The sequence below is a fragment of the Roseovarius sp. CH_XMU1461 genome, from assembly GCF_037027165.1.
GTDB classification, from domain to species: domain Bacteria; phylum Pseudomonadota; class Alphaproteobacteria; order Rhodobacterales; family Rhodobacteraceae; genus Roseovarius; species Roseovarius nubinhibens.
In genome coordinates this window covers 184,840-195,515 of the sequence record NZ_JAYMDV010000005.1, presented here as the reverse complement: position 1 = coordinate 195,515, position 10,676 = coordinate 184,840, and the positions used below count along the sequence as shown (strand labels likewise).

Annotated in this window: 8 protein-coding genes and 1 riboswitch; of the genes, 3 read left to right on the top strand and 5 right to left on the bottom strand. The window is 64.3% G+C overall.

Going from position 1 to position 10,676, the window contains the following annotated elements:
* The first annotated feature begins 488 nt into the window (after positions 1-488).
* Both WA237_RS15190 and WA237_RS15185 read left to right on the top strand, forming a co-directional pair.
* A complete protein-coding gene (locus tag WA237_RS15190; RefSeq protein ID WP_336098652.1) occupies positions 489-2,036 on the top strand; it encodes a trimethylamine methyltransferase family protein in 1,548 nt (515 codons plus the stop codon).
* Between the two features lie 92 nt (positions 2,037-2,128).
* Positions 2,129-2,776 carry a TetR/AcrR family transcriptional regulator gene (locus tag WA237_RS15185; RefSeq protein ID WP_009814684.1) on the top strand — a complete coding sequence of 216 codons (648 nt, stop codon included), beginning with the start codon at positions 2,129-2,131 and terminating at the stop codon, positions 2,774-2,776.
* Between the two features lie 24 nt (positions 2,777-2,800).
* Here WA237_RS15185 and WA237_RS15180 read toward each other — a convergent pair whose 3' ends face one another.
* From WA237_RS15180 to WA237_RS15165, 4 genes are all read right to left on the bottom strand, one after another.
* On the bottom strand, positions 2,801-3,064 hold the full coding sequence (locus tag WA237_RS15180) for a hypothetical protein (RefSeq protein WP_216016424.1): 264 nt from the start codon (positions 3,062-3,064) through the stop codon (positions 2,801-2,803).
* Between the two features lie 112 nt (positions 3,065-3,176).
* Positions 3,177-3,379: riboswitch (cobalamin riboswitch) on the bottom strand.
* A 69-nt stretch (positions 3,380-3,448) separates the two neighbouring features.
* Positions 3,449-5,797 (bottom strand): ATP-dependent helicase, encoded by a 2,349-nt coding sequence (locus tag WA237_RS15175; protein WP_336098651.1) that lies wholly within the window; start codon positions 5,795-5,797, stop codon positions 3,449-3,451.
* A gap of 98 nt (positions 5,798-5,895) precedes the next feature.
* Entirely contained in the window at positions 5,896-6,297 is a 402-nt protein-coding gene (locus WA237_RS15170) for a cell division protein ZapA (RefSeq protein WP_009814681.1), read from the bottom strand.
* A complete protein-coding gene (locus WA237_RS15165) occupies positions 6,297-6,851 on the bottom strand; it encodes a hypothetical protein (protein WP_009814680.1) in 555 nt (184 codons plus the stop codon). Before WA237_RS15165 ends, WA237_RS15170 begins: the two co-directional genes overlap by 1 nt.
* A 248-nt stretch (positions 6,852-7,099) precedes the next feature.
* Between WA237_RS15165 and tkt the strand changes: the two genes are divergently transcribed.
* Positions 7,100-9,118, top strand: coding sequence for a transketolase (gene tkt / locus WA237_RS15160; protein WP_009814679.1), 2,019 nt, complete (start codon positions 7,100-7,102; stop codon positions 9,116-9,118).
* Between the two features lie 75 nt (positions 9,119-9,193).
* Here the strand turns inward: tkt and WA237_RS15155 are convergent, their stop codons facing one another.
* On the bottom strand, positions 9,194-10,618 hold the full coding sequence (locus tag WA237_RS15155; protein WP_336098648.1) for an FAD-binding oxidoreductase: 1,425 nt from the start codon (positions 10,616-10,618) through the stop codon (positions 9,194-9,196).
* Between the last annotated feature and the right edge of the window lie 58 nt (positions 10,619-10,676).

The window sequence follows — 10,676 nt, the reverse complement described above, 5'->3', positions numbered from 1 at the left end:
ATCCACATCAGTGTAAGGGGGTCATTTTTGGACGCCGATCACCCCGCTACGGGGTCAATTTTGCACGCCTGTTCACAGCCACTGCCGCAAGCGGGGCGAGGACTGCTGCCGCGCCGATTACAGTCTTCATCAATCGAGTCATGTCTGCCTCATATCTCTTTGTTATAATTTTATAATTCAGATCTTAGAGGGTACCGCCCCGATACGCCTTGCGCCAAAGCCCTGCAGCCGCCCGCGCCCCTCCATCCTCCGCCCGTCCTTAGCTCGCAACCGCCCGCCCGCCTAGCCCCCTCTGCCGGATCGGCGGGGGCCCGCACAAGGGACCTGCTCAAGGGGCCTAGACAAGGGGCCTGCACAAATCACTTGATTTGCCGCGCGGTTTCGGGTCACTGTACACACATGTCCAGACACCAGCAGAGACCCGGGCCGAGACCCGCCAGAGACCTGAAACAGATTTGGTGCGGACCGGCCATCTGGGAGGAGACGCCATGACACTCGACACCAAACCCCGCCGTCAGGGACGCCGCGCCAAGCAGGAGGCGGCCAAATCCGCCCCGGCCCGCAAGGTGGATTACCGCAACCTGCGCAATCCCTTCCCCACCATGAATGTCTTTAGCGAGGACCGGATCGAGGCCATGCATCTGGCCGCACTCGACGCGCTCGAACGGCTCGGGATGAAGGTGCTCCTGCCCGAGGCCCGCGCCATCTATGCGCGCGCCGGGGCCCGCGTCGATGACGGGACCGAGATGGTCTATCTGGGCCGCGACATCATCGAGGCGGCCCTTGCCACCGCGCCGCGCTCGATCACCTGCCGCGCCGGATCGCGCGACCGCGACGTGACGCTGGAACTGGGCCGCATGGTGTTTCAGCCCGGCGCCGGCGCCCCCCATGCCACCGACCGCGACCGGGGCCGCCGCCCCGGCTCCGAACGCGACTTTCGCGAGCTGGTGAAACTGACCCAGCATTTCGACGTGCTGCACATGGTGCCGCCGCTGATCGAGCCGCAGGATGTGCCGATGCATCTGCGCCATTACGCCACGCTCGACGCGCAGTTTTCGCTCTCGGACAAGCTGCCCTTCGTGTTCTCGCGCGGCACGCCGCAGGTCCGGCAAAGCTTTGAGCTCTTGCAAGAGTTTCGCGGGCTGAGCGACGAAGAGTTTGCCGCCAATCCCCATTGCTACACGATCATCAACACCAATTCGCCGCGTGTGCTCGACATTCCCATGGCGCAGGGGCTCATCGATTTCGCCCGCGCCGGTCAGGTCTCGATCGTGACGCCCTTCACGCTGATGGGGGCGATGGCGCCGATCACCGTCGCCGGGGCCATCACGCTGAGCCATGCCGAGGCGCTCGCCGCCATCACCCTGACCCAGCTCACCCGCCCCGGTGCGCCGGTCTGCTATGGCACCTTCACCTCCAACGTCGATATGAAATCCGGCGCCCCCGCCTTTGGCACGCCCGAACATTTTCAGGCCTCGCTCGCCGCCGGACAGCTCGCCCGCCGTCTCGGCCTGCCGTGGCGCTGCGCCTCGGGCTCGGCCGCCAATATCAACGATGCCCAGGCCGCCAATGAGACGCAGTTCGGCAATTGGGGCTGTTTCCTCGCCGGGGCCACGGTCATCATCCATTCCGCCGGCTGGCTCGAAGGCGGGCTGACGGTGAGCTATGAAAAGCTCATCACCGATATCGAAGTGCTTCAGATGGTGGCCGAGCTCTGCGCCGGGGCCGAGGCGAGCACCGACGACATCGGTCTCGCGGCGCTCGAAGAGGTCGGGCCGGGCGGGCATTTCTTTGGCGCCAGCCACACGATGGAACGCTATCAGACCGAGTTCTACGCGCCGATGATCGGCGATTGGTCGAATTTCGGCACATGGTCCGAACGCGGCAGCCTCGACGCCTCGACCCGCGCCACCGCGAAATGGCAGGAGATCGTCCATGACGCCCCCGAAGATGTCGGACCGGCCGACCGGCTCGCCGCCTTCCGCGAGCGCGTCGCGCGGCTTTCGGAGGCCGGGGGCGCACCGCCCGAAAGCTGACCCTGCGCCCCGCATCAGCTTCCGAAATCGCCACTGTCGTGTTACCGACGCAATACCGACAGGTTACCGACCCTCCATTTGACAGGACAATCATGCCCGACGACAGCGCCGAGACGAGCCAGCCAACGCATGTCAAAGCCACCCGCGACGACTGGCTCGAAGCGGCCCGCGCCATCCTGATCGAAGACGGGGTCAGCGAGGTCAAGATCCTCACCCTGTCCAACCGGCTCGGCGTGTCGCGCTCGTCCTTCTACTGGTATTTCAAGGATCGGACAGATCTGCTCGAGGCGCTTCTAACCCATTGGGAAGAAACGAATACCGCGCATCTTATCCGGCACACGACCCTGCCCGCCCAGACCATCACCGAGGCGGTGGCGCTCTATTTCCGCTGCTTTCTCGACGACCGGTTTTTCAACCACCGCGTCGATTTTGCCATCCGCGAATGGTCGCGCCGCGACGCCCGCGTGCATGACATGGTGGCCCGCAACGACCGCACCCGCCAAGAGGCCATCTGCGCCATGTTCCTCCGCCACGGCTACGAGGACGAAGAGGCCGACATCCGCGCCCGAATTCTCTACTATCAACAGATCGGATATTACGCGCTCGACCTCAACGAACCGCTCGCCGTGCGCCAGCATAGGATCGCGGGATATCTCTATGGGTTCACTGGGAAAAAAGCCCTGCCCGAAGAGGTCAAATCGCTCTTCGACTACACCGCCGAACATCTCGCCGAGGGCTGAACGCCCCCGGCATGTCGCACCTGTTCAGTGCAGTGCCCGCGCCCGTCCGCGCCGCGCCCGCCCGGCGCTCAGCGGGGTCACCGCCTGCCGCAGATAATCGACAAAGGCCCGCGCCGCCGCACTCCCCGGCGCTTTGGTCGCCGGGTGACGTAACGCATCCTTAACCGTCTCTGCAGTAACCTGCCCCGGTTCGGTAAAGGCCCATTCCAGAAATCCAAGCCGTGCCACCGCCTGCGCCTCATCGCCGCGTGCGTTGCACATCTCCAACCCGCTCAAAATGCGTGTCATGCTCATGTCTTCGATACTCCCCGGCCACACCCCGGGCCGGATGGGGCAGAGGGAAACCGAGCAAAGACAAGGGCTTAGCGCCAAGGCCTTGCGCCGATGCCGCCCCCCGCGGTTCTGACGTTGTCTCATGGCTGGTTTCCGGGCTTGGTGGACGGCCATCTGGCCTGTGATCGGGCTACCTTCCCAGGCCTCGCGGCCCAGTGGCATATCGCCCAACCACCCCTCCTTACCGTTGCGGGGGCAGCGCCGGACTTGCACCGGCTTCCCAATTCTCCGGCCCCTTGCGAGGACGGCACCCTGAGAGCTTTAGCCTAGCGCGGATCCGCCCATCGGAAAAGCACCGATGCGACCCAAGCCTGCGACATTTGCGGCAAAATTGAACGCTTAGAAGGGAATATCCTCGGCCCCGGTGACAAACCGCGCCACGACCTTTTTCACCCCGGCCTTTTCAAAGGCAATCTCGAGCTTGTCGCCTTCGATCCCGGAAATCGTGCCATAGCCGAATTTCTGGTGAAACACGCGCTCGCCCACGGTGTGCGAGCTGTTCGCCTGCATGTCGATGACGCTCGATTTGCTCTCGCGCGGCTGGCTGATCGGGCGTTCGCTCGCCCGCGCCTGCAGCCGTCTCCAGCCCGGTGAATTATAGCCATCGGCCGCCGCCACGCGGCTCTCGATATCGCCCGTGACCCCCATCCCAGCCGCGCCATAACCGCCGCCATAAAGGCCCGGAGGCGTCAGAACCTCGACATGCTCTTCGGGCAGTTCGTCGATGAACCGCGACGGCAATTGGCTTTGCCATTGGCCAAAGACGCGGCGGTTCCCGGCAAAGGAGATCGTACAGATTTCCTCGGCCCGGGTGATCCCCACATAGGCCAGCCGCCGCTCTTCCTCGACGCCCTTGAGGCCGCTTTCATCCATCGATCTTTGCGACGGAAACAGCCCATCCTCCCAGCCCGGCAGGAACACCGCCGGAAACTCGAGCCCCTTGGCCGCGTGCAGCGTCATGATGCTGACCTTCTCGCCTGCCTCTTCTTGTTCATTGTCCATGATCAGGCTGACATGCTCGAGAAACCCTTGCAGATTTTCGAACTGTTCCAAGGCCTTGACCAATTCCTTGAGGTTCTCGAGCCGCCCCGGCGCTTCGGGCGTCTTGTCGTTTTGCCACATCTCGGTATAGCCGCTCTCGTCGAGGATCATCTCGGCCAGCTCGATATGGCTGATCGCCTCATCCCCCACCATGCGCCCCCAGCGCGTGATGTTCTCGACAAACCGGCCAAGCTCTGCCCCGCCCTTGCCGCCAAGGCCCTTTTGCTCAAGCAGAAGGCGCGCGCCCTCAAGAAGCGGCACGCCGTTTTCCCGCGCCGTCATCTGGATTTTCTGCTGCGCCTTGTCACCCAGCCCGCGCTTGGGCGTATTGACCACCCGCTCAAAGGCCAGATCATCGCTCGGCGACACCACCAGCCGGAAATAGGCCATCGCATCGCGGATCTCGAGACGTTCGTAAAAGCGCGGCCCGCCGATCACCCGATAGGGCATGCCGATGGTCAGGAACCGATCCTCAAAGGCCCGCATCTGGTGGCTGGCCCGCACGAGGATCGCCATATCGTCGAGGCCGATGGGCCGCATCCCGCGCGTGCCGCGCTGCATGGATTCGATCTCTTCGCCGATCCAGCGCGCCTCTTCCTCGCCATCCCAATGGCCGATGAGCCGCACCTTCTCGCCACCCTCGGCCTCGGTCCAGAGCTCCTTGCCAAGCCGCCCCTTGTTGCCCGCAATGACGCCGCTCGCCGCCGCAAGAATATGCGCGGTCGAGCGGTAATTCTGTTCGAGCCGCACCACATGCGCGCCGGGAAAATCCTTTTCAAACCGCAGGATATTGCCCACCTCTGCCCCGCGCCAGCCATAGATCGACTGATCGTCATCGCCCACGCAGCAGATGTTGCGATGCCCCGACGCCAAGAGCCGCAGCCACAAATATTGCGCCACGTTGGTGTCTTGATACTCGTCCACGAGGATGTATCGGAACCAGCGTTGATAGCGGTCGAGAATGTCCTGATGGCTCTGGAAGATCACCACCATATGCAACAGCAGATCGCCGAAATCGACGGCGTTCAATTCGCGCAGACGGGTCTGGTAGAGCGTATAGAGCGCCACACCCTTGCCGTCATAGGCGCTGGCCTCGCTGGCCGGCACCCGGTCGGGCGTCCAGGCGCGGTTTTTCCATTGGTCGATGACCCCGGCCAATTGACGCGCGGGCCAGCGTTTGTCGTCGATCCCCGCCGCCTGCACCAACTGCTTGAGCAAGCGCAGCTGATCGTCGGTGTCGAGAATGGTGAAATTCGATTTCAGGCCGACCAGTTCGGCATGACGGCGCAGCAGCTTGACGCAGATCGAATGGAACGTGCCGAGCCAGCGCATCCCCTCAACCGCCTCGCCGAGATGGGCGGCCACGCGATGTTTCATCTCGCGCGCCGCCTTGTTGGTAAAGGTCACGGCGAGGATTTCATCGGGCCGGGCGCTGCCGGTGCTCAGCAGATGGGCGATCCGGCTGGTGAGCGCCTTGGTCTTGCCGGTGCCCGCCCCGGCGAGCATCAGGACCGGCCCATCGAGCCGCTCCACCGCTTCGCGCTGTTCGGGGTTCAACCCATCGAGATAGGGACGCGGACGCGCCGCCATGGCGCGCGCCGAGAGGGATGCGCCGTCAAAGGCGTCGGATTCGCTGAAATCACTCATGGCAGCAAAGATAGCCGAGCCCGGCCCCGAGTTAAAGAGATGTTCCGCGATTGTTCACCCTGCGCAGCGCCCCGCACAGCAGGGCCCACGGCGGGGTCTCAACCGGCCTTTTGCGTCTTTGCCTCGAGCTTGTCTGCCATCGCCTCGGCGCGCGCGGCCATCTCGGCCATCGCATCGGTGACGCCTTCGGGCAGGACCGGCACCTCGATGCGCTGGGCCTCGGGCGCCGGGGCATCGCGCAGCCGCGCCGCCTCGGATTGCGCCTCGGCGAGCTTGTCTTCCATCTCGCGCAGCTTGTCCTGCATGCCGGCGGTCTTGTCGGCCAGCATCAACCCCGCCATGAGCAGCATGCGTGCCTCTGGGATACGTCCGATCTGGGCCGCGAGAACCGAGGCCTCTTCGTCGAGCATCTTGGCGGCAGCTTGCAGGTAATGCTCTTCGCCCTCCTGACAGGAGACTTCGAAGTTGCGGCCACCGATTTCGATCTGCACTTCGGGCATCAGGCTTCCTCCGTCCGGGCGTCCCCATTGGACGCGTCGTCTGTCACCGCGGCGACCGCCCCGGCCCCCAGCGCCCCTTCGAGCTCGGTCAGGATGGTCTTCATCTCGGCCTCATCCGCCGCCCGCGCGGCGCGCAGCCCGTTGAGCTCTGCCATCATGGATTTGTTGATCAGATGCGGCTCTATCACACCGGTCTGGTTGGCCTCGCGCAGGGCCGCGTTGTTGTCGCGCAGCTGCTGATTGGCGAGGCGCAGCGACTGCAACTCGGCGTCGAGCTTGCGCAGCGCGTCCTTGCGGGCCGCCTCGCCCGCCTTGCGCTCGGAACTGGCCGCGCTGTCGGCGGCTTCAAGTTCCTTGAGCCGCTGGCTCAGGGTCTTGTTGCGCTCCTCCAGCTGGGCCGTCACCAGCTTTTCGTCTTCCAGAGCCTGTTTCAGCTGGGCAAGCTCGTCATCGCCCCCGGCCGTGCCACCCTGTTGCTCCAGCCCATCCAGCCCCTGACCGATCCGGTCAAGCGCGGCCATGATCCGCCCTTGCAGCGCGTCGATATCACTCATGATCTCCTCGTGCCCTCGCTCTGTTGTCTGCCCGGCTGTTGTCGACGCCGGTTCTAGCCTCACCTTACCGCGAATCGCCGACAAGGCCTGTTTGTTCCCCAACTCTACAGAAACCCTGCCAAAAATGCGCGTAGGATGCAAAGCCGTGGCGTCCTACCGCCTCTTCTAAGGGCTGATCCGCTTGATCTTTTGCCCCTTGCTGCTATGCACCGCCTATCTGACCCTGACCTGCCAAAGGATGCTGCCCCGTGGATATCGCCGCCCTGCGCACTGCCAATCCCGATCACTGGAAAAAAGCCACTGCCATCCGCGCGCTCACGCTCGACGCGGTGCACGCAGCCAACTCCGGACATTCCGGCATGCCGATGGGCATGGCCGATGTGGCCACCGTGCTCTTTGAGAAGCACCTGAAATTTGACGCCTCCGCCCCCAACTGGCCCGACCGCGACCGGTTCATCCTGTCGGCAGGCCACGGCTCGATGCTGCTCTATTCGCTGCTGCATCTGACCGGCTACAAGGGCATGGAGATTGACCAGATCCGCAATTTCCGCCAATGGGGTGCGTTGACCGCGGGCCATCCGGAAAACTTCCTGCATGACGCGATCGAGACGACCACCGGCCCGCTGGGTCAGGGCATCGCCAATTCGGTCGGCTTCGCCATGGCCGAGGAATCGCTGCGCGCCCGCTATGGCGCCAAGCTGATGAACCATTACACCTATGTCATCGCGGGCGACGGCTGCCTGATGGAAGGCATCAGCCAAGAGGCCATCGGTCTTGCCGGTCGTCACGAGCTGGGCCGTCTCATCGTGTTCTGGGACAATAACAACATCACCATCGACGGCACGGTCGAGCTGTCGGATCGCACCGATCAGGTCAAACGGTTCAAGGCGTCGGGCTGGCATGTGATCGAGATCGACGGCCACGACCCCAAGGCCATCGATGCGGCGATCACCGAGGCCAAGAAGACCTCGAAACCCTCGATGATTGCCTGCAAGACGCATATCGCGCTGGGCCACGCGGCACAGGACACGTCCAAGGGCCACGGCGCGCTCACCGACGAGGCCCAGATGGCCGCCGCCAAAGAGGCCTATGGCTGGACCTCGGCGCCCTTCGACGTGCCTGCCGACATCAAGCAAGCCTGGGAAGCCATCGGCGCGCGCGGCGCGTCCGAGCGTGAAGCATGGGAAGCCCGTCTTGCCGAAGCGTCCGAGCGTCGTCAGGCCGAGTTCGAGCGCATTTTCGCCCTCGACACGCCGAAACAGCTCTCGGCCCGCATCAAGGCGCTGAAAAAACAGATCAGCGCCGAGGCCCCCAAGGTCGCCACCCGCAAAAGCTCGGAAATGGTGCTCGAAGTGGTCAACCCGATCATGCCCGAAACCATGGGCGGCTCGGCCGACCTCACCGGGTCGAACAACACCAAGACCGGTGATCTTGGCGTCTTTGATGTCGAGAACCGCAAGGGCCGCTACATCTACTGGGGCATTCGTGAACATGGCATGGCGGCCGCGATGAACGGCATGGCGCTGCATGGCGGTATCCGCCCCTATGGCGGCACGTTCATGTGCTTCACCGACTATGCCCGTCCCGCGATGCGTCTCGCCGCGCTGATGAAAGTGCCGAGCGTTTTCGTCATGACCCATGACAGCATCGGCCTCGGCGAAGATGGCCCGACCCACCAGCCGGTCGAACATCTGGCGATCAGCCGCGCGACGCCCAATACGATGGTGTTCCGCCCCTGTGATACGGTCGAGACCGCCGAAGCCTGGGAACTGGCGCTGAGCTCCAAGGAAACGCCCTCGGTTCTCTCGCTGACCCGTCAGGGCCTGCCGACGCTGCGCACCGAGCATAAGAACAAGAACCTGACCGCTCAGGGCGCCTATGTTCTGGCCGATGCCGAAGGCAAGCGTCAGGCGATCCTGCTCGCCACCGGGTCCGAGGTCGAGATCGCCATGAAGGCGCGCGACCTGCTGCAGGCCGAAGGCATCGGCACGCGCGTCGTCTCGATGCCTTGCTGGGAACTCTTCGAGCAGCAGGAAGAAAGCTATCGCAAGCGCGTCCTGCCCGGCGGTGCCGCGGTGCGTGTCGCGGTCGAAGCGGCAGCGCGTCAGGGCTGGGATCGCTGGCTCTGCGGCGAGCGTGGCCGCGAGGCGCGTTCGGGCTTTGTCGGCATGGAAGGCTTTGGCGCCTCCGCCCCGGCCGAGACGCTCTTTGAGAAATTCGGCATCACCGCCGAGGCTGTGGCCGAGAAGGTCAAATCGCTGCTCTGAGCACGATTTACCCTTTAGACATGACAACGCGGCCCTCTCGGGGGCCGCGTTTTTCGTTTCCGCCGCTTTGCTGGCTCAACCGATGAGGGCACCGGGGTTGAGAATATTCTTGGGGTCCATCGCCGCCTTGATCGCCCGGATCGTGTTGAGCTTGGCAGGCTGGGCATAGCGCGCGAGGTCATTGACCTTGAGCCGCCCGATCCCGTGCTCGGCGCTGATCGCGCCATCGCAGGCGACGGTCACCTCGTTGATCGCCATGCGCACCGCCTCGATGATACCCGGCGTGGCACCCACGAAATCGGGTTTGGTCACGCCCTCGGGTGGAAAGACATTGTGGTGAATGTTGCCGTCGCCGATATGGCCATAGCTGTTGACGCGCAGCCCGGGGTGCAGTTTCGCCAGCGCCGCATGGGTCTCGGACACAAACCGTTCGACCGAGGCGATGGGCACCGAGGTGTCGCTGCTGCAGATCGCGCCGGTCAATCGGTTGGCCTCGGGCGTGTGTTCGCGCAGATCCCAGAGCGCCTGGCGCTGTGCCTCGGAACTTGCCAGAACCGCATCGGCGATCCGGCCTGCCTCGATCTCTTCGCCGAAGAAGCCCTCGACATTGTCCTGAAGCCCCGCATGACCGGCCAGCTCGGTCAGCACATACCATTCGCTCGGCTCGGCCAGAGGGTTGCGCAGATTGGCAAAATGCCCGGTCACCAGCCCAACGCCGAAACCGCTCATGAGCTCGATGCCGCTCACCGCCTCGCCGAGCTGCCGCCGCATCCCCTGATAGAGCGCCAGCGCCTCGGCCGGGCCCGGCACGGCGGCAAAGACCGTGACCACCTCAGGTTCGATCGGTTTCACGATGAGCGTGGCAGCGGTGATGATGCCCAGCGTGCCCTCGCTGCCGATCAGCAGATGCCGCAGGTCGAACCCGGTGTTGTTTTTGCGCAAAGGGCTCAGCTCACGCAGGATCTCCCCCGAGGGCAGCACCGCCTCGATCCCGAGGCAGAGATCACGGGCATTGCCATGGCGCAGCACCTGAATGCCGCCGGCATTCGTGGCCAGATTGCCGCCGATGGTACAGCTGCCCTTGCTCGCCATGCCGAGCGGGAATTGCAGCCCGTGTTCGGCGGCGGCGGCATGGACGTTTTCGAGGACACAGCCCGCTTCGACCACCATCACCCCATCATCGGCGCGGATCTCGCGGATGCGGTTCATCCGTTCAAGCGACAGGATCACCACGTCATCGCGATCCAGCGACAGCTGCCCGGCCACCACGCCGGTGCCACCGCCATAGGGGATGAGCGCGATGCCCTCCGCCCCGCAGAGCCGCACCACCTCGGCCAGATCTTCCGTGGTGTCGGGCATCACGACGAGCCCCGCCTTGCCGGTGAATCTGTCGCGCGGGTCCTCCATATAGCGTTGCGCCTCTGCGGCGGGGCGAATGCCCTTGGCCCCCACAATCGCTTCGATCCGGCCTGCGGCCTCTGCGCTCACGCCCTTGCTCATCGGTGCTGTGATCCTTCAGTCTAATGTCAGGTAAGGACCGGCAGGGTCCGTCAGGCCA